The sequence below is a fragment of the Curtobacterium flaccumfaciens genome, from assembly GCF_013359815.1.
GTDB classification, from domain to species: Bacteria; Actinomycetota; Actinomycetes; order Actinomycetales; family Microbacteriaceae; genus Curtobacterium; species Curtobacterium flaccumfaciens.
This window is the reverse complement of sequence record NZ_JABMCF010000040.1, coordinates 578,119-600,809: the sequence shown is the minus strand read 5'-3', so window position 1 is coordinate 600,809 and position 22,691 is coordinate 578,119. Positions and strand designations below refer to the sequence as shown.

General features: G+C 70.2%; 20 protein-coding genes. 11 read left to right on the top strand and 9 right to left on the bottom strand.

Going from position 1 to position 22,691, the window contains the following annotated elements; all coding sequences use genetic code 11:
• The first annotated feature begins 17 nt into the window (after window positions 1-17).
• Complete coding sequence (locus tag HP445_RS16660) at window positions 18-596, top strand: TetR/AcrR family transcriptional regulator (protein WP_128779927.1); 579 nt, start codon at window positions 18-20, stop codon at window positions 594-596.
• A gap of 71 nt (window positions 597-667) precedes the next feature.
• Here HP445_RS16660 and dhaM read toward each other — a convergent pair whose 3' ends face one another.
• The 3 genes from dhaM to dhaK all read right to left on the bottom strand — a co-directional run bounded on the left by dhaM (window position 668) and on the right by dhaK (window position 3,145).
• Entirely contained in the window at window positions 668-1,402 is a 735-nt protein-coding gene (gene dhaM, locus HP445_RS16655) for a dihydroxyacetone kinase phosphoryl donor subunit DhaM (protein WP_128779926.1), read from the bottom strand.
• On the bottom strand, window positions 1,399-2,025 hold the full coding sequence (gene dhaL, locus HP445_RS16650) for a dihydroxyacetone kinase subunit DhaL (RefSeq protein WP_128779925.1): 627 nt from the start codon (window positions 2,023-2,025) through the stop codon (window positions 1,399-1,401). Before dhaL ends, dhaM begins: the two co-directional genes overlap by 4 nt.
• Window positions 2,026-2,143: 118 nt before the next feature.
• The gene (dhaK, locus tag HP445_RS16645; RefSeq protein ID WP_071403831.1) at window positions 2,144-3,145 is read right to left on the bottom strand and encodes a dihydroxyacetone kinase subunit DhaK; all 1,002 of its coding nucleotides are present in this window, start codon (window positions 3,143-3,145) and stop codon (window positions 2,144-2,146) included.
• A gap of 316 nt (window positions 3,146-3,461) precedes the next feature.
• On the opposite strand from dhaK, the gene HP445_RS16640 reads away from it, so the two are divergent.
• Together HP445_RS16640 and glpK are read left to right on the top strand one after the other, a co-directional pair.
• Window positions 3,462-4,187, top strand: coding sequence for an MIP/aquaporin family protein (locus tag HP445_RS16640; protein ID WP_071244695.1), 726 nt, complete (start codon window positions 3,462-3,464; stop codon window positions 4,185-4,187).
• 84 nt (window positions 4,188-4,271) lie between these two features.
• Window positions 4,272-5,783 (top strand): glycerol kinase GlpK, encoded by a 1,512-nt coding sequence (glpK, locus tag HP445_RS16635; RefSeq protein ID WP_017887334.1) that lies wholly within the window; start codon window positions 4,272-4,274, stop codon window positions 5,781-5,783.
• A 499-nt stretch (window positions 5,784-6,282) separates the two neighbouring features.
• Here glpK and trpD read toward each other — a convergent pair whose 3' ends face one another.
• Complete coding sequence (trpD, locus tag HP445_RS16630; RefSeq protein ID WP_128779924.1) at window positions 6,283-7,338, bottom strand: anthranilate phosphoribosyltransferase; 1,056 nt, start codon at window positions 7,336-7,338, stop codon at window positions 6,283-6,285.
• 70 nt (window positions 7,339-7,408) lie between these two features.
• Between trpD and ctaE the strand changes: the two genes are divergently transcribed.
• From ctaE to HP445_RS16605, 5 genes are all read left to right on the top strand, one after another.
• Window positions 7,409-8,047: an aa3-type cytochrome oxidase subunit III gene (ctaE, locus tag HP445_RS16625; RefSeq protein WP_027465617.1), complete on the top strand. Its 639-nt coding sequence runs from the start codon at window positions 7,409-7,411 to the stop codon at window positions 8,045-8,047.
• Between the two features lie 21 nt (window positions 8,048-8,068).
• The gene (gene qcrC, locus HP445_RS16620; RefSeq protein ID WP_071403834.1) at window positions 8,069-8,878 is read left to right on the top strand and encodes a cytochrome bc1 complex diheme cytochrome c subunit; all 810 of its coding nucleotides are present in this window, start codon (window positions 8,069-8,071) and stop codon (window positions 8,876-8,878) included.
• Between the two features lie 33 nt (window positions 8,879-8,911).
• Window positions 8,912-9,976: a cytochrome bc1 complex Rieske iron-sulfur subunit gene (qcrA, locus tag HP445_RS16615; protein ID WP_128779923.1), complete on the top strand. Its 1,065-nt coding sequence runs from the start codon at window positions 8,912-8,914 to the stop codon at window positions 9,974-9,976.
• Window positions 9,976-11,664: a cytochrome bc1 complex cytochrome b subunit gene (gene qcrB / locus HP445_RS16610; RefSeq protein WP_071403835.1), complete on the top strand. Its 1,689-nt coding sequence runs from the start codon at window positions 9,976-9,978 to the stop codon at window positions 11,662-11,664. Before qcrA ends, qcrB begins: the two co-directional genes overlap by 1 nt.
• Window positions 11,665-11,831: 167 nt before the next feature.
• Window positions 11,832-12,791 carry a phosphodiesterase gene (locus HP445_RS16605; RefSeq protein ID WP_128779922.1) on the top strand — a complete coding sequence of 320 codons (960 nt, stop codon included), beginning with the start codon at window positions 11,832-11,834 and terminating at the stop codon, window positions 12,789-12,791.
• Between the two features lie 471 nt (window positions 12,792-13,262).
• Here the strand turns inward: HP445_RS16605 and HP445_RS16600 are convergent, their stop codons facing one another.
• From HP445_RS16600 to HP445_RS16585, 4 genes are read right to left on the bottom strand one after another with little or no spacing between them, the layout of a single operon-like run.
• On the bottom strand, window positions 13,263-14,816 hold the full coding sequence (locus tag HP445_RS16600) for a stealth conserved region 3 domain-containing protein (RefSeq protein WP_071403837.1): 1,554 nt from the start codon (window positions 14,814-14,816) through the stop codon (window positions 13,263-13,265).
• A 48-nt stretch (window positions 14,817-14,864) separates the two neighbouring features.
• Entirely contained in the window at window positions 14,865-15,296 is a 432-nt protein-coding gene (locus HP445_RS16595) for a DUF6804 family protein (RefSeq protein WP_128779921.1), read from the bottom strand.
• The gene (locus HP445_RS16590) at window positions 15,296-15,880 is read right to left on the bottom strand and encodes a GDSL-type esterase/lipase family protein (protein ID WP_071403838.1); all 585 of its coding nucleotides are present in this window, start codon (window positions 15,878-15,880) and stop codon (window positions 15,296-15,298) included. The genes HP445_RS16595 and HP445_RS16590 overlap by 1 nt, the downstream gene beginning before the upstream one ends.
• Window positions 15,877-17,409: an SDR family oxidoreductase gene (locus tag HP445_RS16585; RefSeq protein ID WP_175330830.1), complete on the bottom strand. Its 1,533-nt coding sequence runs from the start codon at window positions 17,407-17,409 to the stop codon at window positions 15,877-15,879. Before HP445_RS16585 ends, HP445_RS16590 begins: the two co-directional genes overlap by 4 nt.
• A gap of 43 nt (window positions 17,410-17,452) precedes the next feature.
• Between HP445_RS16585 and deoC the strand changes: the two genes are divergently transcribed.
• The 3 genes from deoC (at window position 17,453) to HP445_RS16570 (ending at window position 20,053) form a co-directional block, all read left to right on the top strand.
• Window positions 17,453-18,184 (top strand): deoxyribose-phosphate aldolase, encoded by a 732-nt coding sequence (gene deoC / locus HP445_RS16580; RefSeq protein WP_111223670.1) that lies wholly within the window; start codon window positions 17,453-17,455, stop codon window positions 18,182-18,184.
• A 146-nt stretch (window positions 18,185-18,330) separates the two neighbouring features.
• On the top strand, window positions 18,331-19,284 hold the full coding sequence (locus HP445_RS16575; protein ID WP_128779920.1) for an ROK family protein: 954 nt from the start codon (window positions 18,331-18,333) through the stop codon (window positions 19,282-19,284).
• 196 nt (window positions 19,285-19,480) lie between these two features.
• On the top strand, window positions 19,481-20,053 hold the full coding sequence (locus tag HP445_RS16570; protein ID WP_164941109.1) for a type IV toxin-antitoxin system AbiEi family antitoxin: 573 nt from the start codon (window positions 19,481-19,483) through the stop codon (window positions 20,051-20,053).
• 313 nt (window positions 20,054-20,366) lie between these two features.
• Here HP445_RS16570 and HP445_RS16565 read toward each other — a convergent pair whose 3' ends face one another.
• A complete protein-coding gene (locus HP445_RS16565) occupies window positions 20,367-22,691 on the bottom strand; it encodes a RelA/SpoT family protein (RefSeq protein WP_228513657.1) in 2,325 nt (774 codons plus the stop codon).

Here is a 22,691-nt window from a genome sequence, read left to right as displayed (position 1 = left end):
CCACGTACAATTCCGACATGGCAACCACGGTGGACGGCTCCGGCACGGCTCGCGGCGCGGCGACACGGGCGAGGATCCTCGCCGCGACCGCCGGACTGCTCAGCGCAGGCGCTCGGAGCGTCACCGTCAGCGAGGTCGCCCGGGCCGCGGGTGTCTACCCGAACCAGATCACGCACCACTACGGCTCGAAGGACCGCCTGGTGCTCGACGCCGCGTTCGCGCTGTTCCTCCGCGACACCACGCGACTGCAGGCGGCCGGCCGTCGTGCCCGCTCGGCGGAGGCGCTCCGGCAGGTCCTCGCGCGCACCGCCCTCGCGATGCCGTCGACCCCGCTCGTGGTCCGCGCGCTCGGGGCAGCCGGGGACGACCGAGCGCAGCGTGAGCGCGTGCGGCTGCTGCTCGCCGTGCTGTTCCGACAGTCCGAGCGCTACCTGGAGCGCGTCCTCGCCGACCAGGGCTGGACGAGCCCGAGCGGCGTCGCCCGTGACGCCCGCACGTTCTGGAGCGCCGTGTTCGGTGCCACCCTGCTCGCGGACGCCGGGGTCACCGGCGGCCCCTCGGACCTCGACCTGGCGGGGACGATCTCGATCGGGTGACCCGGGTGACCCGGGTGGCCACCGCCGCCGGGGTCTCCCCCGGCGGCGCTGTCACTCGCCCGGCGACGGTGTCACTCGCCGAAGCCGGACCGGACCAGTTCCACCAGGGCGTCGACCGCGGCCCGGGCATCCTGCCCGGTCGCGTCGATCGACACCGTCGCACCCTTCGGCAGCGCCAGGGCCATGATCGCCAGCAGGCTCTTCGCGTCCACGCCGTTGACGTGCACGCTCGCGTCGTACTTCGCCGCCGTCTTCACGAACTCCGCGGCGGGCCGGGCGTGCAGCCCGGTCTCGTTCACCAGCTCGACCGACGCGCTGACGCGGTCGGAGCCGGCCGCGTCGTCGACGGGGGCAGCCCCGTCGGCCGGCCCCGTGCCTCCAGGCTGGTCACCGGACGGACGGGAGGCGCTGCTCGCGTCCGCCTGGGAACCCGCGGCCGACGCCGCAGCGGCCAGGACCGCATCGGCGTCACCGCCCGTCTGGGCGGCGACCGCAGCGGCCACCGCTCCCTCGACCAACGGGGCCTGCGACACGTGGACGCGGGCACGGACGTCGTCGTCCAGGAAGTCGAGCGCGGTGTCGGTCGTCAGGTAGGCGGAGCCGAGGTCGCACAGCACCACGACGGCGTCCGCCTGGGCGAGTTCCTCGATGCCGGCGGTGATCGCCTCGAACGAGGTGCCGATGCCACCGTCGTCCGTGCCGCCCGCGGCGATGAGCGGCACGTCCGCGGCCATCTGCCGTGCCAGCTCGACGGTGCCCGTCGCGATCGCCGCGCTGTGCGAGACGACCAGGATGCCGACGGTCACGCTGCGTCCACCGCTGCGCGCAGGATGTACGCGGTCGACTGCGCACCGGGGTCGCGGTACCCGATCGCGCGGTCGCCGAGGTAGCTCGCGCGGCCCTTGTGGGCCACGAGCGGCTCGGTGTCCGCCGCACCCTGCGCGGCGGCGTCGGCTGCTGCGGTGAGCACGGCCTTCGGGTCGTCGCCGGCACTGGCGGCCGCTGCTGCGGCGTCGACCGCGGGGCTCCACGCGTCGACCATCGTCTTGTCGCCGACCGCGGCCTTGCCGCGGGACACGACCCCGTCGCGGGCGGCGGTGAGGACGGCGACGAGGGTGTCCGCGTCGAGTTCGGCCACGTCACCGGCAGCCTGCGCCGCCTTCAGGTAGGCGGTGCCGAAGAGCGGGCCGGCCGCCCCGCCCACGGTCGAGATGAGCTTCGTCGCGACGGTCTTGAGCACGGCACCCGGGGTGTCGAAGGACCCGGAGTCGACGGCCTCGAGCACGGCCCGGAACCCGCGGTCGAGGTTCTCGCCGTGGTCGCCGTCCCCGATCTCACGGTCGAGCGTGACGAGCTCGGCGCGGTGTTCGTCGATCGTCGCGGCGGTGCGACGGACCCAGTCGATGGCCCATGCGGTGTCGAGCGCCAATGCGGTTCCCTTCGTGTGTCGAGCCCGGTGGGGCCCGGTGTCGTGGTCCGGTGGTCGAGCGGCCGTGGTCGGTCGCGGTCGCGATCGCGGTCGCAGTCGCTCTCGCAGTCGTGGTCGGTCAGCGTCCCCAGCGCAGGGCCGGGGTCTCCACCGGGGCGTCCCAGAGGGCCGTGAGTTCGTCGTCGAGCACCGTGACGGTGAGCGAGAACCCCTGCATCTCGAGGGACGTGACGTAGTCGCCCACCAAACTACGCGTGACCTGGTGGCCGCGGTCCGAGAGGACCTCGGCGGCGCGTCGGTAGGCGATGTAGAGCTCGGACAGCGGGGTGCCGCCCATCCCGTTCACCAGGAGCAGCAGCGACGACCCGGCCGGGGCGTCGAGGTCGGTCAGGATCGGTTCGAGCACGCGGTCGACCAGCTCGTCCGCCGGTGCCATCGCGATCCGCTCGCGGCCCGGCTCGCCGTGGATGCCGATGCCGAGCTCGACCTCGTCGTCGGCCAGCACGAACGACGGCTCCCCCGCGTGCGGGACGGTGCCCGACGCCAGCGCGAGCCCCATCGACCGCGTGACGTCGTTGACGTGCCGGGCCACGGCTGCGACCGCGTCCAGGTCGTCCCCGCGCTCGGCGGCGGCGCCGGCGCACTTCTCCACCACGACGGTCCCGGCGACACCGCGCCGGCCGGCGGTGAACAGGGAGTCCTGCACCGCGACGTCGTCGTCCACCACGACCGACTCGACGCGAACGTCGTCCATCGCCGCGAGCTCTGCCGCCGTCTCGAAGTTGAGCACGTCGCCGGTGTAGTTCTTCACGATGTGCAGCACGCCCGCACCGCCGTCGACGGCCTTCGTCGCGGCGACGATCGGGTCGGGCGTCGGGCTCGTGAACACCGGGCCGGGCACCGCGGCATCGAGCATGCCGTACCCGACGAAGCCGGCGTGCAGCGGTTCGTGCCCGCTGCCACCGCCGCTGACGATCCCGACCTTGCCGGCGACGGGTGCGTCAGCGCGGTGCAGGTGGATCGGGTCCTCGACCAGGACGACGTGTCCGGCGTGTGCCCGGGCGAAGCCCCGGACGGTCTCCTCGACCACGGCCTGCGGGTCGTTGATGAGCTTCTTCATGCGGTGCCTCCACGGGTACGGGGTCGAACCGTGGCGGTCACACCGCGCGTCGTCGACCGGAGTGGACCCAATCTACATCGACGGCACGGGCAGCCGTCCGCTCCCGATGCACGTTCGTGCAGTGCGCCGAGGACGCGTCACCGGCTCGGGATCGTGCTGGGGACACTCGTCCTGCACGTTCGTGCATGATGCCGCACTTCGCTCACGAATTCATCGCCGGGCCGTGAACCGCATCACTATGGTTGGCCTCAATCACTCAACGGGGAGTGCGGCGCAGCACGGCCGGACCCCCACCCTCACGCACTGGAGGTCACCGATGGACGGCATCGGCGTCAATTTCCTGTCCGAGCTCGTCGGTACGGCGATGCTCATCATCCTGGGTGGCGGCGTCGTCGCCGCTGTCTCGCTCGCGAAGTCCAAGGGCTTCGGAGCCGGGTTCCTGATGGTCACCATCGGCTGGGGCTTCGCGGTCTTCGCCGGTGTCACCGTCTCCTACAGCTCGGGCGGTCAGCTCAACCCCGCGGTCAGCCTCGGGCTCGCCCTGCTCGGCAAGATCACCGTCGGCGAGATGTTCCTCTACTGGCTCGCGCAGCTGATCGGCGCGATCATCGGTGCGGTCATCGTCTGGCTCGCCTACAAGCAGCACTTCGACGAGGAGCCCGACGCGGCCGCCAAGCTCGGCGTCTTCTCGACCGGCCCCGCGATCCGCTCGTACGGCTGGAATCTCGTCACGGAGATCATCGGCACCTTCGTGCTGGTCTTCGTGGTCATCGCGTTCTCGAACGGTCAGACGCCGGCATCGCTCGGCGCGATCCCCGTCGCCTTCCTCGTGATCGCGATCGGTGTCAGCCTCGGTGGCCCCACCGGCTACGCCATCAACCCTGCCCGTGACCTCGGCCCCCGCATCGCGCACGCCATCCTGCCCATCAAGGGCAAGGGCTCGAGCGACTGGGCCTACGCCTGGGTGCCGGTCGTCGGACCGCTGATCGGTGGCGCCCTCGCCGCCGGCCTGTCCGTCGCCCTGCTGCCCATCGTCAGCTGACCCACCCCCAACCCCGAAGGCGTGGACGGCCGTTCCGTACGACCGCACACGCACCCGCACCGAACACACCCGTAAGGAGCACCAATGGCCGACTACATCGTCGCCATCGACCAGGGCACGACCTCGACCCGAGCAATCGTGTTCGACCACTCCGGTTCGATCATCTCGACCGGGCAGAAGGAACACGAGCAGATCTTCCCGCGCGCCGGGTGGGTCGAGCACGACCCCGCCGAGATCTGGGACAACACCCGCGAGGTGATCGGTCAGGCACTGTCGCGTGCCGACATCACGCGCCACGACGTCGCAGCCGTCGGCATCACCAACCAGCGCGAGACGGCCGTCGTCTGGGACAAGACCACCGGCAAGCCGATCTACAACGCGATCGTCTGGCAGGACACCCGCACGCAGGCGCTCGTCGACAAGCTCGCCGACGGCGACACCGACAAGTACAAGGCCATCGTCGGCCTGCCGCTCGCGACCTACTTCGCCGGCACCAAGATCATGTGGATCCTCGAGAACGTCGAGGGTGCTCGTGAGAAGGCCGAGGCGGGCGACCTGCTCTTCGGCACCACCGACACCTGGGTCCTCTGGAACCTGACCGGTGGCGTCGACGGCGGCGTCCACAAGACCGACGTCACGAACGCGTCCCGCACGCTGTTCATGGACCTCGAGACGCTGCAGTGGCGCGACGACATCCTCGCCGACTTCGGTGTCCCGAAGTCGATGCTCCCCGAGATCGTCAGCTCCTCGGAGGTCTACGGCCACGTCGAGTCCTCGAGCCTGCTGCGCGAGGTCCCGATCGCCGGCATCCTCGGCGACCAGCAGGCCGCGACCTTCGGTCAGGCCGCGTTCGACCAGGGCGAGTCGAAGAACACCTACGGCACCGGCAACTTCCTGATCTTCAACACCGGTACCGAGATCGTCCGCTCCGAGAACGGCCTGCTCACCACCGTCGGCTACAAGCTCGGCGACCAGGAGACGCACTACGCGCTCGAGGGTTCGATCGCCGTCACGGGCTCGCTCATCCAGTGGCTCCGCGACAACCTCGGTCTGATCGGCAGCGCCCCGGAGGTCGAGGCCCTGGCCAAGACCGTCGAGGACAACGGCGGCGTGTACTTCGTGCCGGCGTTCTCCGGGCTCTTCGCGCCGTACTGGCGTCCCGACGCCCGCGGTGCGATCGTCGGCCTCACCCGCTTCGTCAACAAGGGGCACATCGCGCGTGCTGCCCTCGAGGCGACGGCGCTGCAGACCCGCGAGGTCCTCGACGCGGTCAACGCCGACTCCGGCGTGGACCTGACCGAGCTCAAGGTCGACGGCGGCATGACCGCGAACAGCGAGCTCATGCAGTTCCAGGCCGACATGCTCAACGTGCCGGTCGTCCGTCCGGTCGTCGCGGAGACGACGGCGCTCGGTGCGGCCTACGCCGCCGGTCTCGCGGTCGGCTTCTGGGCCAACCTCGACGAGCTCCGTGCCAACTGGCAGGAGGACAAGCGCTGGGAGCCCCAGCTCGACGCCGCCGAGCGCGAGCGCACGCTCCGCCTGTGGAAGAAGGCCGTCACGAAGACCTTCGACTGGGTCGACGAGGACGTGCAGTAACGAAGCACGCGCACGCTGACCGCGTGCACTGAACGCACCGACAGGAGGCCCGGTGCCGGTTCCATGAACCGGCACCGGGCCTCCTGTGCGTTGCGTCTCCTGCGGGTCGGTCGCGGGTGGTCGGTCGGTTGGTTGGGTGGGTGCGGGGTGGTTGCCGACACGGCACGGTGCGGGTTTGTTCACCGGGTGCAGGGGTGACCGCCTGGTGCGCGCCCATGGGGCCGCACCGAGCCGTCAGGCTCGCACCGGGTGACGAACTGCGCACGGTGCGGCTTGCGCGGAAGCGGCACGGGATCGCGGACCGCGCACGGTGCGGACTGGAGGCGCGGGGCGGGCCCGCCACGGGCCTCCGGTCCGGCAGGGGGCTGCCGACACGGCACGGTGCGGGCTTGTTGACCGGGTGCAGCGGTGACTGCCGGGTGCGCGCTCGTGGCGCAGCACCGAACTGTCAGGCCCGCACCGGGTGACGCACCGCGCACGGTGCGCAGGGCGGCGTGGACTACTCGGCGGGAGCTGCGCCGACCCAATCAGCCAGTTTGCGCGCACCCGCGCCCGAGTCGACCGCCTCGGCGGCGACGACCAGCTGCTCGCGGAAGCGCTGCAGGATCGGCCGGTCGGACTCGTTCGGGTCCTGTGCCAGCCGGAACGAGACGAGGCCGGCCGCGGCGTTCAGCAGGACGATGTCGCGGACGGGTCCGGTCTCCCCCGCGAGCACCCGGTGGACGACGCCGGCGTTGTGCTCGGGGTCGCCGCCGAGCAGGTCCTCCGTGCGTGCCCGGGCGATGCCGAGGTCCCGCGGGTCGAGGTCGTGCTCGGTGACGCGGCCCCCGGTGACCTCCCAGATGTGGCTGTGCCCGGTGGTGGTCAGCTCGTCGAGTCCGTCGTCGCCGCGGAACACGAGGGCCGTCGCTCCGCGCGTCTGGAACACGCCCGTGATGATCGGGACGAGGTCGAGCTGGGCGACCCCCACGGCGTTGGCCTCGCACCGTGCGGGGTTGACCAGCGGGCCGAGGAAGTTGAACACCGTCGGCACGCCGATCTCGCGCCGCACCGGGCCTGCGTGGGCGAAACCGGGGTGGAACGCGTTGGCGAAGGCGAAGGTCAGCCCGACACGCCGGAAGGTGTCCGCGACACGCGCGGCGTCCATCGTGAGATCGAGTCCGAGGGCGGCGAGCACGTCGCTCGACCCGGACTTCGACGAGCTGGCCTTGTTGCCGTGCTTGACGACGGGGACCCCGGCGGCGGCGATCACGATGGCCGCCATGGTCGAGATGTTCACGGTGCCGACCACGTCGCCGCCGGTCCCGACGATGTCGAGCGCCATCGGGTCGACGTCGAGCGGAACCGCGGCGTCCAGGATCGCGTCGCGGAACCCGACGACCTCGTCGACGGTCTCGCCCTTCGCGCGGAGCGTCACGGCGAAGGCTGCGATCTGTGCCTGGGTGGCGCGCCCGTGCACGATCTCCTCCATGGCCCATGTGGATTGCCTGATCGTCAGGTCCTCGCGCGCCATGAGCGCGCTGATCACTGCTGGCCAAGAAAGTGCGTCAGGCATGGCTCGATCGTAGTGAATTCGAGAGACCCGCCAGTCTCCTGCGAAAACACTGTCGGGGGTTTCGGCCATAATGGAGGACGTGACTAGCACCTCTCTCTCCAGATCAGCCAGCGGTCCGGCCCTCAACAGGCCGAACGCCGTGGCCGTGGGGACGATCGTGTGGCTGGGCAGCGAGGTCATGTTCTTCGCCGGCCTGTTCGCGATCTACTTCACGCTCCGCAGCACGTCCCCTGAGCTCTGGGCGACCGAGACCGCGAAGCTCGAGGTGCCCTTCGCCTCCGTGAACACGATCATCCTGGTGCTGTCCAGCTTCGCCTGCCAGTTCGCCGTGTTCGCCGCGGAGCGCTTCCAGGTGCACCGGACGAGCTGGAACCCGCGCCACTGGGGCATGACGGAGTGGTTCTTCGTCACCTACGCGATGGGTGCGATCTTCGTCTGCGGCCAGATCTTCGAGTACGCCAACCTCTGGCACGAGGGCGTGACGCTCTCCTCCAGTGCCTACGGCTCGGCGTTCTACATGACCACCGGGTTCCACGGGCTCCACGTGACCGGTGGCCTCATCGCCTTCCTGCTGACGCTCGGCCGCGGTTTCGCCGCCAAGAACTTCGGCCACAAGGAAGCGACCACCGCCATCGTCGTGTCGTACTACTGGCACTTCGTCGACGTCGTGTGGATCTTCCTCTTCGCCGTCATCTACCTTCTCAAGTAGGAACTGGACACCCCCCAGCACATGTTCAACAGAACCAAGTCCAAGAAGGGCCGCCGTTCACCGATGGCGACCGTGTCGCTCATCGTCGTGGGTCTCATGACCACCGGTGGCGCGTACGCACTGTTCAGCTCCACGGCGAACGCCGACGACAGCACGAACACCGTCGCCGCCTCGAGCCAGTCGCAGGTGAACGAGGGCGAGAAGCTCTTCGCGTCGAACTGCGCCACCTGCCACGGGCTCTCCGCGCAGGGCACGAGCGAGGGTCCGTCCCTCATCGGTGTCGGCGCCGCGTCGGTCGACTTCCAGGTCGGCACCGGCCGCATGCCGATGGCCGCTCAGGGCCCGCAGGCCGAAGAGAAGCCCGCGCAGTTCACGGACGAGCAGGTCGACGCACTCGCGCAGTACGTCGCCTCCCTCGGCCCCGGCCCGTCGGTCCCCTCCACCGAGCTCACCAACGGTGAGGACGGCGACGCTGCTGAAGGCGCCGAGCTGTTCCGCATCAACTGCGCCATGTGCCACAACGTGGCCGGCGCCGGCGGTGCGCTGACCGAGGGCAAGTACGCTCCGAACCTCGAGACGGTCTCCGGCAAGCACATCTACGAGGCCATGCTCACCGGCCCGCAGAACATGCCGGTCTTCAACGACCTGAACCTGACGCCGGAGCAGAAGGCCGACATCATCACGTACCTCAAGTACGTGCAGGACAACAAGTCCCCCGGTGGCTTCGCACTCGGCTCCCTGGGGCCGGTCGCCGAGGGTCTGTTCATCTGGATCTTCGGACTCGGCGCGGTCGTCGCGATGACCGTCTGGCTGACCGCGAAGTCCAACTGATCGTCCGTGTCGAACGACACTGAAGGGAACACCATGGCAGAGCACGACGACGAGACGCTGAACTCGTCCTCGGCTGTCGAGAAGCACGGCACGACCACCTCCCCCGGGATCGCGGTCCTCCCCGTCGACCCGTTCGAGAACCCGGGCGAGCCGCCGCACCGCCCGCGTCGCACCGACGTCGACCCGAAGAAGCAGCGTCTGGCCGAGCGCCAGGTCGCCGCGTACTTCTACCTGTCGATCGTCGGCAGCGTCCTGTCGATCGCTGCGTACGTCGCCTTCCCGATCGACCCGAGCGACTTCGGGACGGTCCGCACCGCGAACCTCTTCCTGGGCCTGTCGATCGCCCTCGCGCTCCTCGCCCTCGGCCTCGGCGCCGTCTACTGGTCGAAGTCGCTCGTCGTCGACCGCGAGATCACCGAGCTCCGTCACGGCACCCGCGGCACCGACGCGACCCGCGCCAAGGCCGTCGAGGCGTTCCAGCTCGCCGACAAGGAGTCGGGCTTCAGCCGTCGCAAGCTGATCCGCAACTCGATGATCGGCGCCCTGGCCGCGTTCCCCCTCCCCGGCATCGTCCTGGTCCGCGACCTCGCTCCGGCCGAGGACCCCAACGAGCTGCTCCGCCACACCTTCTGGAAGCAGGGGCTGCGCCTGACGAAGGACCCGACGGGTCTGCCGATCAAGGCCTCCGACGTCACCATCGGTTCGGTGTTCCACGTCATCCCCGAGGGCATGCTCGAGTCCGAGCACATGCTGGAGGAGAAGGCCAAGGCCTCCGTCCTCCTCATGCGTCTCGACCCGAAGGACCTCAACCCGTCCAGGGGCCACGAGAACTGGGGCTACGACGGCATCGTCGCGTACTCCAAGATCTGCACCCACGTCGGTTGCCCCGTCGCGCTCTACGAACAGCAGACGCACCACCTGCTGTGCCCGTGCCACCAGTCCACCTTCGATGTCTCGAACAACTGCGAGGTCATCTTCGGTCCGGCAGCACGCCCCCTCCCCCAACTTCCGATCGCGATCGACGACGACGGCTACCTGGTTGCCCAGAGCGACTTCCACGAGCCGGTCGGACCGTCCTTCTGGGAGCGTGAACGCTGATGACCAGCACCACCACCACCGCACCGAACACGTCGACGAACAAGCCGGCGCCGGAGCGCGGATCCCGCATCATCGGCGGGGTTGCCAACTACATCGACGAGCGCACCAGCATCTCGGGCCTCGTCAAGGAAGTCGGCCGCAAGATCTTCCCGGACCACTGGAGCTTCATGCTCGGCGAGGTGGCGCTGTACAGCTTCGTCGTCGTGCTGCTCTCCGGGACCTTCCTGACGTTCTTCTTCCAGGCGTCCATGACCGAGGTCGTCTACAACGGCTCGTACGTCCCGCTCAAGGGCGTGGCGATGTCGACGGCCCTGCAGTCCACGCTCGACATCTCGTTCGACATCCGCGGCGGGCTCTTCGTCCGCCAGGTCCACCACTGGGCAGCCCTGCTGTTCGTGGCGTCGATCATGCTGCACATGGCCCGCGTGTTCTTCACCGGTGCCTTCCGCAAGCCGCGTGAGCTCAACTGGGTCTTCGGCTTCCTGCTCTGGGTCCTCGCCATGGCCGAGGGCTTCACCGGCTACTCGCTCCCCGACGACCTGCTCTCCGGAAACGGTCTGCGGATCATCGTCGGCATGATCGAGGGTGTCCCGGTGATCGGCGTCTGGATCGCCTACCTGCTGTTCGGTGGCGAGTTCCCGGGGACCGACATCGTCGGCCGCCTGTACACGCTGCACATCCTGCTGCTGCCGGCGATCCTCGTCGCGGTGCTCGGTGTCCACCTCGTGCTCGTGGTGATCAACAAGCACACGCAGTTCGCCGGTCCGGGCAAGACCAACGAGAACGTCGTCGGTGTCCCGATCCTCCCGGCGTTCGCCGCGAAGGCCGGTGGGTTCTTCTTCATCGTCGCGGGCATCCTGGCTCTCATCGCGTCGCTGTTCACGATCAACCCGATCTGGAACTACGGCCCGTACGACCCCTCCCCGGTGTCCGCCGGTACCCAGCCCGACTGGTACATCGGCTTCGCCGACGGCGCGCTCCGACTGGTCCCGCCGCACTGGGAGGTCGTGTGGTTCGGCTACACGGTGTCGTTCAACATCCTGGCGCCGATCGCGGTCCTGGTGCTGCTCATCCTGGCGATCCTGCTCTACCCCTTCATCGAGGCGTGGGTCACGGGCGACAAGCGTGAGCACCACATCCTCGACCGCCCGCGCAACGCCCCGACGCGCACGGCTTTCGGTGCCGCTGGCATCACGCTCTACGCCAGCCTCTGGGCAGCAGCCTCGTCGGACATCATCGCGACGCACTTCCTGGTGTCGATCGAACACGTGATCCACGTGATCCAGGCAACGACGGTCCTCGGTCCGTTCATCGCCTTCTGGATCACGAAGCGTGTCTGCCTCGCCCTCCAGAAGAAGGACCGCGAGATCGTCCTGCACGGCTACGAGTCGGGCCGCATCGTCCGACTCCCCCACGGCGAGTACATCGAGGTGCACGAGCAGCTCGACGAGTACGAGCGCTGGAAGCTCCTGCAGTTCAACGAGTACAAGCCGCTGATGATCCGCCCGAACGCCAAGGGCAAGATCACGGGTCTGCAGAAGGTCCGCGCCGGCGTCTCCCGCTTCTTCTTCGAAGACCGCATCGAGCCGGTATCGAAGGCAGAGCTCGAGGCAGCACACGCCGCGCACCACGGCCCGAACCTCGAGGGCGGCCACCAGGCTCCCCAGGTCGGCCCCGGCGATCACTGATCGGTAGCGCACGAAGCAACCCCCGTCACGAAGTGGCGGGGGTTTCTTCGTGCACAGGGCAACACGCCGCCCCCAGTTCACGGCTGGTTCACTCTCGCGTGCTGGACTCGTCCAGGACGGTGTGGCAACGTGTTGCACCACGCATCCGCCAACGGAATGAGACCCCGATGGACAGCCGGACGGCCGAACACCCCAGGCCGAACCACTTCCTCCTCCACCTCAGCGACACGCACCTCGTCTCCGGGGACCGCAACCTGTACGGCGATGTCGACTCCGCCGCACGGCTCACGCAGATCGTCGCGGACATCGAAGCCTCGGGCACGCGTCCCGAAGCGATCGTCGTGACCGGCGACGTGGCCGACAAGGGCGAGCCGGGCGCGTACGCCCGCGTCCGCGAGATCCTCGAACCGGCCGCGCAGCGCATCGGTGCACAGGTCATCTGGGCGATGGGCAACCACGACGAGCGTGGCGCCTTCCGCCAGGAGCTCTTCGGCCTGCAGCCCACCGATCGCCCGGTCGACTTCGTCTACGACGTCGACGGTCTCCGCGTGATCACCCTCGACACGAGCGTGCCGGGTCACCACCACGGTGAGGTCTCCCCCGAGCAGCTCGACTGGCTCGCCGAGGTCCTGTCCGAGGCCGCGCCGCACGGCACCATCCTCGCGATGCACCACCCGCCGGTGCCGAGCGTCCAGGACCTCACCGTCCTCGTCGAGCTCCGCGACCAGCAGGCCCTGGCCGAGGTCGTCGAGGGCAGTGACGTCCTCGCCATCATCGCCGGGCACCTGCACTACTCGACCAGTGCCGTCTTCGCCGGCATCCCGGTGTCCGTCGCCAGCGCCACCTGCTACACGCAGGACCTCACGGAGTACCAGGGCGGCACCCGCGGACGAGACGGTGCGCAGTCGTTCAACCTCGTGCACGTCTACGGCCACAACGTGGTGCACTCGGTCGTGCCGATCGGGCACTACGCCACCGTCGGCCAGCCCGTCTCCGCGCTCGAGACCGAGGCGAAGCTCGCCGCGCACGGCGTGACGATCCCCGCGGCCGTCGAGCCGGCACCGGTCACCTCGAGCATCCCGGTGTTCACGCTCGACTCGGTGCCCGTCTCCCCCGTCCACCGGTAGCGCCGCGCACTTCGCGTGCAGAAGAGGTCGGGTCCGTCATGCGGACCCGACCTTTTGTGCTCACGAAGCGTGTGCGCGGGCGCGCCCGCGGTGGTGGACCCACCGTGAGGCGGCCGGGAGGCCCGTGGCGGGGCCGACTTGCGCCTCCCGGCCCGCGGGGTGGTCACGACTCACCGCGGGTGCTGCGTCGCGTGGTCATGTTCTGTTGGTTGGGGGCGGCGGAGGCGACGGGTTGTGACCGCTCGGCGTGGGGGTGGCGGGGTGTCGTGACCGGTCGGCGTGCGGTGGCGTGCGAACAAGCTGGCTGGGTTCCGGCGCCGGGCTCGCAGGCTCGCCCGGAGCGCCCCAGCAGGCCGCTGGCGCGTCCTGAGCGCTGGGACGCTCCCAGCAGGCCGCTGGCGCGTCCTAGACGCTCCGTGGGTCCGGGCTCGCAGGCTCGCCCGGAGCGCCCCAGCAGGCCGCTGGCGCGTCCTAAGCGCTGGGGCGCTCCCACGGCGCAGGGAACGGGAAGTAGCGCTCCAGGAAGCCCGTCACGCGCTGCGTACGCTCTTCGTCGCTCACCTCCGGGAAGCTGCCGTCGTTCAGGCAGAAGAAGTCCACGTTCCGCTTCTTCAGCAGCTCGTCGAGGGCCTTGAGTCCGGAGACCATGGTCGTGTCGATGTACCCGACGGCCGCGTTCTCCTGGATGATCGCCCGACCGGTGAGCAGCGAGTAGTAGTGGTACAGCGAGTTCGTCACCGAGATGTTGTCGGCGGCTCGGAAGCGGGACGCCGCAGTGGCCGCGAACTCGTCGGCGAACTCGTGCTCCATCTCGGTCATGATCGAGGCGCGCAGGGGCGTCGGGGCGTGCTCGAGGTGCCGGGTCGTCACCGCACCGAAGCGCTGCTGCAGCAGGCGACGGTTCACGCGGGCGGAGTTCTCGAAACCGCTGCGTGCCGGGTTGTTGGAGCCGAGGCCGATCCGGGTCGACGCGAGGATGAACTTCGTGACCGATCCCGGGCTGTAGAACACCGAGGGGTCGACGAGGCGCCCGAAGAACATGTCGTCGTTCGAGTAGATGAAGTGCTCGCTGATGCCCGGGATGTGGTGCAGCTGCGACTCGACGGCCTGCGAGTTGTGCGTCGGCAGCACGGAGGGGTCGGCGAAGAACTCCTCGCTGCGGACGATGCGGACCTTCGGGTGCTCGGCGAGCCAGTGCGGCGCCGGGGAGTCCGTCGCGATGTAGATCTGGCGGATCCACGGTGCGAAGGTGTGCACCGAGCGGAGCGCGTACTTCAGCTCGTCGATCTGGCGGAACCGGGCCGGGGCGTCGTCGCCCTCGCCCAGGACCGCGTTCGACTGTGCGGCCTGGCGGGCGCGCTGGTACTCGATGGCGTTGCCGTCGACCCACGAGAAGACGATGTCGATCGGGAACCGGATGTCCGAGACGTGGTCGTCGAACATGTGCTCGACGGTGCGCCAGGTGCGGCCGTAGCGCTCGATGTCGACGAGGACGAACTCGTCGATCGGCAGGCTGCGACGCATCAGGGCGTTCTCGACGGGTGCGAGGACCTCGATGTCGGTGACGCGCCAGAACTCGAGCTGGACGCTCGTCTCGGCGCCGTAGCGCAGGCGTCCGAGCGGCTCGAGCCGCGGGCGGAACACGCGGAGTACGGGTTCCTCGACGGAGCCGAGTCCGTCGTCCTGCACGAGCACGGCCGGCTTGCCCGGGGGCTTCGCGTAGAAGGGCTCGTTGACGGCCGCGGACATCACGGCGCTCTCGGCGCGCTGGCGGTCACGCTCGTCGAGGGCGATCACCGGGCGCTGGTCGTTGCCGCGGATGAGCAGGTGGTCGACGTCAGCCGCGGTGAGTGCGTCGTCGAGGAACAGCAGGTCCTCGATCATCGACTGCTGCGGCGTGAGGTGTCCGTTGATCAGGGTCAGCCGCCCCTTGCGGACGACGACGTCGGATCGGTCGAGACCGCCGGAGGACGGTCGAGGGTTCAGCAGAGGACTCTCGGTCACCGGCTCGGTCTCGTCGTTCATCCATGCCCTTCGGGTGTGCGGCCGGGTCCTGTACCCGACCTGCCGATCCTACCGTCCGTCCGACTCGCGGGGCACCTTGACCACGATGCCCACCACGATGAACAGCGCGGCGGCCACCAGCTGCAGTGCCGCCCACACCTGTCCGGGGATCGGCACCGTGACGAGCGGGTTCCAGCAGACGGCGACGGCGGCCATCAGCAGGGCGGCCCACCAGACCTTCCCGCGCACGCTGAAGACGAGCACGATCAACGCGAGCACCGTGACGCCCCAGCGGGCGAAGACGAAGCCCGACGAGTCGACGATGGCGACACAGGCCAGCAGCACGATCGCCGCGATCATCGACGGCGCCAGCGCGGGCCGGGTGAAGGGCGGCGTGGCACGCGTACCGCTGGCCGGTGCGGTGGCTGCGGGTCGCGGGGACCCTGCGGGCACGCCGTGCTGGGACGACCCCACCGGGGGCCGCCCCTTGCGTGCGGCCATCAGTCCGCGGAGCCGTCGAGGTCGATCGCCTGGATCGATCGCGACATCGGCGGCAGGTCGCGGACGCGCTCGAGCGCCGGCACCAGCTCGCCGACCAGCGCACGGTAGCCGTCTTCGGTCAGGTGCAGGCCGTCCTCGGTGAAGCGGGCGTCCAGGTGGTCGCCGTCGGCCAGGGCGGGCCAGGCGTCGAGGTACTGCGCGTGGCACGTGGCGACGAACTGCCGGAGGTGCCGGTTGGCCTGCTCGATCTTCGTGGCGTACTCGGCTTGCCGGGGCAGGATCGACACGAGCAGCAGGCGCACGCCCGGCAGCTCGCGGCGGAGCGTGACCAGGATGGTCTCGACGTTGCGGACCACGTGCTCGGCGCTGGCGCGGTGGTTGCCGAAGTCGTTCGTGCCGATGAGCAGCACGATCACCTCGGGCTGTTCGGCGACGACGGCGTCGAGGCGCGTCAGTACACCGTCGGTCGTGTCGCCACCGATGCCCTGGTTCAGCGTGTGCTCGTCGGGGAGCCAGGTGTCCCAGTCGCCCTGTTCGGTGATGCTGTCCCCCAGGAAGAGGACGGGGCTGCGGTCGTCGGTCATGCTGCCTCCTCGTGCGCCGGCTCGGGGGTCCCGGTCTGCTGCGTCCGGTTGCGCTGCGTGGACTCGGTGTGGTCGGACTCCCGCTCGGCGGCGGCGGTGATGCGCTCGACCATACCGGGGAAGATGACGCCGTGGAACGGCAGGATGCCGTACCAGTACAGCCGCCCGGCCAGGCCCTGCGGGAAGTAGATGGCCCGCTGGTGGTAGTCGCTGCCGCCGTCGGGGTTCGGTGTGACGGTCATCTCGAGCCAGGCACGACCGGGCGACTTGAACTCGGCGCGGAGTCGCAGGTACCGGCCGCGCTCGAGTCGTTCGACGCGCCACCAGTCGAGCGCGTCGCCCTGCTCCAGGCGCTGCTGGTCACGCCGGCCGCGGTTCAGGCCGACACCGCCGGCGATCTTGTCCATCCAGCCGCGGGCGACCCAGGCGAGTGGGAACGAGTACCAGCCGTTGTCGCCGCCGATCGACTCGACGACGCGCCAGACGTCCTCGGCGGAGGCACTGGAGTGCCGCTTCCGGTCGTCGACGTAGACCGTGTGCCCGGCCCAGTCGGGGTCGTTCGGCATCGGGTCGGCCGAGGCGCTCGAGAGCGTCGCGCTGCGCCAGCTCGTCTGGACCTGACCGCTGCGCATCTTGTTGAGCGCGAGGCGGACGGCTCGACGGTACGACGTGAGCCCGCCCTCGGGCTGCGGCACGACGTCGTCGATGTCGTGCTCGCGCTGCACGCACTCGAACTGCAGCGACTCGATGATCGGCGTCGCGAGCTTGCGCGGGATCGGGGTGACGGCGTTGAACCAGTGTGCGGCGAGGCGCGGGGTGAGCACCGGCAGGACCGTGATCGGGCGCTGGGGCAGCTTCGCCTCGACCGCGTAGCCGTTCAGCATCTGGCCGTACCGCAGGACGTCGGGGCCGCCGATGTCGAAGGTGCGGTTGACGTCGGCGGGGACGTCGAGCGCGGCCACCAGGTAGTACAGGACGTCGCGGACCGCGATCGGCTGGATGTGGTTGCGGACCCAGCGCGGCGCGGGCATCCACGGCAGGACGTCGGTCAGGTGCCGGATCATCTCGAACGAGGTGCTGCCCGAGCCGATCACGACCCCGGCCTGGTACGCCACCGTCGGCACGCCCGAGCCGAGGAGGATCTCCCCCACCTCCTTGCGGCTGCGGAGGTGCTTCGACAGCTCGCCGTCGGGGTGCAGCCCGCCCAGGTAGACGAACCGGCTGACGCCGGCCGCCTTCGCCTCGCGCGCCATGGTCTCCGCTGCTTCGCGCTCGGCCGACTCGAAGTCGCCGTCGGCGCCCATCGCGTGGGCGAGGTAGTAGACCGCCTCGATCCCGTCGACGGCGGCGCGCACCGCCTCGGCGTCCTGGAGGTCGCCCTCCGCGACGTCGACCTCACTGCTCCACGGGACGTCCTGGAGCTTCCGGGGGTTGCGCACGAACACCCGGACGGAGTGGCCGGCTTCGAGGAGACGAGGGACGAGACGACCACCGATGTACCCGGTGGCGCCGGTGACGAGGACCTGCATGCCCTGCACGCTACGCGGCACGCCTGACGGGTAGGCTTGCCGGGTGGACAACGCAGCCTTCCCCGTCACCGTCGATGCCGTCCGTGGCCTAATCGACCACGCGATCCTGAAGCCCGAACTCACCCGCGCGGACGTCGACGCCCAGCTCGACGAAGCCGCCGCCCACCGCGTCTTCAGCGTCTGCGTCCGTCCGAGCGACGTCGCCCACGCCGTCGAGCGCCTCACGGGCACCGGCGTCGGCGTCGGAACCGTGATCGGCTTCCCGCACGGCACCACGTCCACCGCGGCGAAGGTCGCCGAGTCGCTGCAGGCCCTGGCCGACGGCGCGTTCGAGCTCGACATGGTGCAGAACATCGGCGCCGCGAAGTCGGGTGACTGGCAGCGCGTCGAGCAGGACGTCCGCGCGGTCGTCGACGCCGCCGGCGACACCGTCGTCAAGGTGATCCTCGAGACCGCGTTCCTGACCGACGACGAGATCGTCGCGGCCTCGCGTGCGGCACAGACCGCCGGCGCCGCCTTCGTGAAGACCTCGACCGGGTTCGCCGGCGGTGGCGCGACGGCCGAGCACATCGCCCTCATGCGCCGCACGGTCGGCGCCGACACCGGCGTGAAGGCTTCCGGCGGCGTCCGCGGCCTCGACACCCTGCTCGAGATGGTCGAGGCGGGTGCCGACCGCATCGGCACGAGCGCCTCGGCCCGCATCCTCGACGAGGTCGCGCACCGCGCCGAGACGGGCGCCGCGTCGGCGCTCGGCGACGACACGACGTCCTACTGACCCACGGGGCTGACCCACGGCGCTGAGCCCACCCGACTCAGCCCACGCACCCAGCACGACCCACCACGACCAGGCCGGTGCCCACCGGACGCGACGACGCGTCGGCGACCCGCACCGTGCCTCCAGACCGCCGCATCGGAGCGCGCATGTCCAGCACCGCACCCCAGTCCCCCGCCCTCGCCCTGGCCGTCGACCTCGGCGGCACGAAGGTCGAGGCCGCGCTCGTCACCGACCAGGGCGTCGTGCTGCCGGCGACCCGGTTCCGCAGCCCCACCGGGCCGCAGCGCACCTCGGACGAGCTGCAGGCCGCCGTCGACGAGGTCGTCACGGCCGCGCTCGGCGCGCTTCCGGCCGACGCGACGCTCGTCGGCGTCGGCGTCGGCTCCGCCGGCCCGGTCGACGAGGAGCACGGCCTCGTCTCCCCGCTCAACATGCCGGTCTGGCGTGGCCACCCGCTGCGCGACCGGATCGCGGCGCTCGTGCCGGACGACGTCCCGGTGACGCTCCGCATGGACGGCCTGGCGATCACCCTCGCCGAGCACTGGGTCGGCGCGGCCCAGGGCTACGAGCACGTCATGGGCATGATCGTCTCCACGGGTGTCGGCGGTGGGCTGATCCTGCACGGTCGTACCGTCAGCGGACCGACGGGCAACGCCGGCCACATCGGCCACGTCGAGTGCGGCGGCTACGACGACCCCTGCGCCTGCGGCGGCACCGGTTGCCTCGAGGCGATCGCCAGCGGCCCGAAGACCGTGGCCTGGGCACGTCGTCAGGGCTTCGCGGGCACGACCGGCGAGGAGCTCTCGGCCGCGTACGCCGCCGGCGACGAGACCGCCGTCGCAGCGATCAAGCGGAGCGGCCGTGCCCTCGGGCAGGCCATCGCCGCCGCCACGAGCCTGGTGGACCTCGAGATCGTCGCCATCGGCGGCGGGTTCTCACACGTCACGCCGGACCTGTTCGAGTACGCCCGGCAGGCCGTGGCGGAGCGTGTCGAGTTCGGCTTCGTCACGAAGGTGCAGATCGTGCCGACCGGGTTGTCCCAGGACGGTCCGCTCATCGGTGCCGCGGCGCTCGTGCACCGCGCCGACGTCCTGCGCTGAGCGCGCGCGTCGCGCCCGGCCGCGTCCGATCCGGCGCGCGGCCGTCGGCTGGTCGCGTCGTCGACGCGGCCAACGCCGTGGACGTGACCGGCGACGGCCTGGAGGCGCGGTGCGGGCCCGCCACGGGCCTCCCGGCCGGGCGGTGGCTTGTCCACAGGCCTGTCGGTCGCGGCCGCAGGTCGGGCAGGATGTGCGGGTGCCCCGCCCGCGACTGCTGACCAGTGACGACTGGCCGGAACCCGAGCTGCGTGCAGCGGTCCTGGCCGGTGAGCTGGTCGCCGTCGGTCCCTGCTGGGCCTCCCCCGCTGAGCCGCAGACGCCGTCGTTGCGCGCCGCCGCTGCCGCCTGGGTCCTGCGGGACGCGCGCCTGATCGCCTGCACCCTGACCGCCGCGTGGATCTGGGGTGCGGTGTCGCGGCCGCCGGTGCCGCTCGAGGCCTGCATCCCGCCGCAGATCCGCGTCCACGTCGGGCCGGACGTCCGCCTGCGGGAGGTCCGGATCGACGTCGACGACACCGTCGAGCGCTCGCGGCTGCGGGTCACGGTGCCTGCGCGGACCGCGGTCGACCTGCTCCGGACGCCGGGGCCGACGGCCGGTGCGTTCGGGGAGGCCGAGGCGACGGCCGTGCGCGGGCTGCTCGCGATCGAGGCGGTCACCGCTGCCGAGCTGCGGGCGCGCCTGAGGTCCCTCGGGACGATCCCCATGGTGCGGCAGGCCGAGCGGCGGTTGCGGGGGCTGCAGGGCGTGGCTGGGGGTGCTGTCCGGTAGGGGTCGCGCGCGGGGTATGGGCGCGGGCGGTCACAACACCCCGCTCACGTCCGCCGAGTGGTCATGAACCGTCGGTTGGCGGGGCCGCAGGCGACAGCTCGTGACCGCTCGGCGGTGCCCGTGCGACGGTCCGTGACCGGTCGGCGGGCGGGAGGCGCGGGGCGGGGCCGCCACGGGCCTCCCGGTCCGGCGCGTGCGGGCGGTCAGAACACCCCGTTCACGTCCGCCGAGTGGTCATGAACCGTCGGTTGGCAGGGCCGCAGCCGACGAGTCGTGACCGGTCGGCGGACGGGCCGCGCGGGGCGCTGCCGTCCTAGCCGGCGCTGACGCGGTAGACGTCGTAGACGGCGTCGATGCGTCGCACCGCGTTGAGAACGCGGTCGAGGTGGATGGTGTCGCCCATCTCGAACACGAACCGGCTCAGCGCGAGACGGTCGGACGAGGTCGAAACCGTCGCGGACAGTATGTTCACGTGGTGGTCCGTCAGCACCCGGGTGACGTCGCTGAGCAGGCCCGACCGATCGAGGGCCTCGATCTGGATCTGCACCAGGAACACCGACTTCGACGACGGGGCCCACTCGACCTCGATCATCCGGTCGGGCTCGTTCATGAGCGACTTGACGTTCGTGCACGACGACTGGTGCACCGAGACGCCCTGGCCGCGGGTGATGAAGCCCACGATCTGGTCGCCCGGCACCGGCGTGCAGCACTTCGCGAGCTTCACGAGGATGTCGGGCGCACCGCGGACCAGCACGCCGCTGTCGCTCGTGCGCAGCTGGCGACTGGTGACCTGGCGCGGGAACGCGAGTTCGGGTTCGTCGGTCTCGGTCTCGGTCTGGACGTTTCCGAGGACCTTCTCGATCACCGACTGCGTCGAGACGTGGCCCTCGCCGATGGCGGCGTACAGCGCGGAGACGTCCTCGTACCGCATCGACGAGGCGACCTCGGCGATGCTGTCCTGGCTCATGATGCGCTGGAGCGGCAGGTTCTGCTTGCGCATCGCCCGGGCGATGGCGTCGCGACCCTGCTCGATCGCCTCTTCGCGGCGCTCCTTGGTGAACCACTGCTTGATCTTGTTGCGCGCGCGCGGGCTGCGGACGAACTGCAGCCAGTCCTGCGAGGGGCCGGAGTCGGGGTTCTTCGACGTGAAGATCTCGACGACATCGCCACTGGACAGCTGGCTCTCGAGCGGCACCAGGCGGCCGTTGACCTTCGCACCCATCGTGCGGTGGCCGATCTCGGTGTGCACGGCGTAGGCGAAGTCGACCGGGGTGGCACCGGCGGGGAGCCCGATGACCTTGCCCTGCGGCGTGAAGACGTAGGTCTCCTTGGCGCCGATCTCGTAGCGCAGGGAGTCGAGGAACTCGCCCGGGTCGCTGGTCTCGGCCTGCCAGTCGGTGATGTGGGCGAGCCACGCCATGTCCTGGTCGTCTGTGGTCGACGAGGTACCGGCGTCACGGCCGGCAGCGCGCTGCTTGTACTTCCAGTGGGCGGCGACACCGAACTCGGCGCGCTGGTGCATCTCGTGCGTGCGGATCTGGATCTCGACCGCACGACCCTGCGGTCCGAGCACCGTGGTGTGCAGCGACTGGTACAGGTTGAACTTGGGGGTCGCGATGTAGTCCTTGAAGCGACCGGGCAGCGGGGTCCAACGGGCGTGCACCGATCCGAGCATGGCGTAGCAGTCGCGCACGGTCGGCACGAGCACACGGATGCCGACGAGGTCGTAGATCTCGTCGAACTCGCGACCCCGCACGATCATCTTCTGGTAGATCGAGTAGTACTGCTTCGGCCGGCCCATGACGTCGCCACGGACCTTGGCGGCCTTCAGGTCCTTCTTCAGGGTCCCGATGACGTTCTGGACGAACTGCTCGCGCTTCGGCTGGCGTTCCTTGACCAGGCTGTCGATCTCGACGTAGAGCTTCGGGTGCAGGACCGCGAACGACAGGTCCTCGAGCTCGAGCTTGATCATCTGGATGCCGAGCCGGTGCGCGAGCGGCGCGTAGATCTCGAGCGTCTCCTTCGCCTTGCGTGTGGCGGAGGTCGACTCGACGAAGCCCCACGTGCGGGCGTTGTGCAGGCGGTCGGCGAGCTTGATGACGAGGACGCGGATGTCCTTCGACATGGCGATGACCATCTTGCGGACGGTCTCGGCCTGGGCGCTGTCGCCGTACTTGACCTTGTCGAGCTTGGTGACGCCGTCGACGAGCATCGCGATCTCGTCGCCGAAGTCGGCCCGCAGCTGGTCGAGCTGGTAGTCGGTGTCCTCCACCGTGTCGTGCAGGAGGGCGGCCGCGATGGTGATCGTGCCGATGCCGAGGTCGGCCAGGATCTGCGCGACCGCGACGGGGTGCGTGATGTACGGCTCACCGGACTTGCGCTTCTGCCCGTCGTGCGCACGCTCGGCGACCGAGTACGCCCGCTCGATGAGCGTCACGTCGGCCTTGGGGTGGTGCGAGCGGACCGTGCGGATCAGTGTGTCCACGGCGCCGGCCGGCTGGGCGCGCGAGAACAGGCGCGGCAGCAGCGAGCGGAGGGAACCGAGGTTGCCGGTGGTGTTCGGACCGATCGGGCTCGAGGGCCGCGGGGCGGAACCCGGGCGGCTCGGCGCGGACGGCTCTTCGCGGGTGTCCGTCAT

Bases quoted from the DNA above. Each gene is read 5' to 3' on its own strand.
- HP445_RS16640 (WP_071244695.1), top strand. From the start codon at position 3,462: ATGGACGGCATCGGCGTCAATTTCCTGTCCGAGCTCGTCGGTACGGCG.
- HP445_RS16575 (WP_128779920.1), top strand. From the start codon at position 18,331: ATGTCCAGCACCGCACCCCAGTCCCCCGCCCTCGCCCTGGCCGTCGAC.
- dhaK (WP_071403831.1), bottom strand. From the start codon at position 3,145: ATGAAGAAGCTCATCAACGACCCGCAGGCCGTGGTCGAGGAGACCGTC.
- HP445_RS16585 (WP_175330830.1), bottom strand. From the start codon at position 17,409: ATGCAGGTCCTCGTCACCGGCGCCACCGGGTACATCGGTGGTCGTCTC.
- HP445_RS16590 (WP_071403838.1), bottom strand. From the start codon at position 15,880: ATGACCGACGACCGCAGCCCCGTCCTCTTCCTGGGGGACAGCATCACC.
- HP445_RS16565 (WP_228513657.1), bottom strand. From the start codon at position 22,691: ATGACGGACACCCGCGAAGAGCCGTCCGCGCCGAGCCGCCCGGGTTCC.
- HP445_RS16595 (WP_128779921.1), bottom strand. From the start codon at position 15,296: ATGGCCGCACGCAAGGGGCGGCCCCCGGTGGGGTCGTCCCAGCACGGC.
- HP445_RS16660 (WP_128779927.1), top strand. From the start codon at position 18: ATGGCAACCACGGTGGACGGCTCCGGCACGGCTCGCGGCGCGGCGACA.
- HP445_RS16605 (WP_128779922.1), top strand. From the start codon at position 11,832: ATGGACAGCCGGACGGCCGAACACCCCAGGCCGAACCACTTCCTCCTC.
- ctaE (WP_027465617.1), top strand. From the start codon at position 7,409: ATGGAGGACGTGACTAGCACCTCTCTCTCCAGATCAGCCAGCGGTCCG.
- qcrC (WP_071403834.1), top strand. From the start codon at position 8,069: ATGTTCAACAGAACCAAGTCCAAGAAGGGCCGCCGTTCACCGATGGCG.
- HP445_RS16600 (WP_071403837.1), bottom strand. From the start codon at position 14,816: ATGAACGACGAGACCGAGCCGGTGACCGAGAGTCCTCTGCTGAACCCT.
- trpD (WP_128779924.1), bottom strand. From the start codon at position 7,338: ATGCCTGACGCACTTTCTTGGCCAGCAGTGATCAGCGCGCTCATGGCG.
- glpK (WP_017887334.1), top strand. From the start codon at position 4,272: ATGGCCGACTACATCGTCGCCATCGACCAGGGCACGACCTCGACCCGA.
- qcrB (WP_071403835.1), top strand. From the start codon at position 9,976: ATGACCAGCACCACCACCACCGCACCGAACACGTCGACGAACAAGCCG.
- qcrA (WP_128779923.1), top strand. From the start codon at position 8,912: ATGGCAGAGCACGACGACGAGACGCTGAACTCGTCCTCGGCTGTCGAG.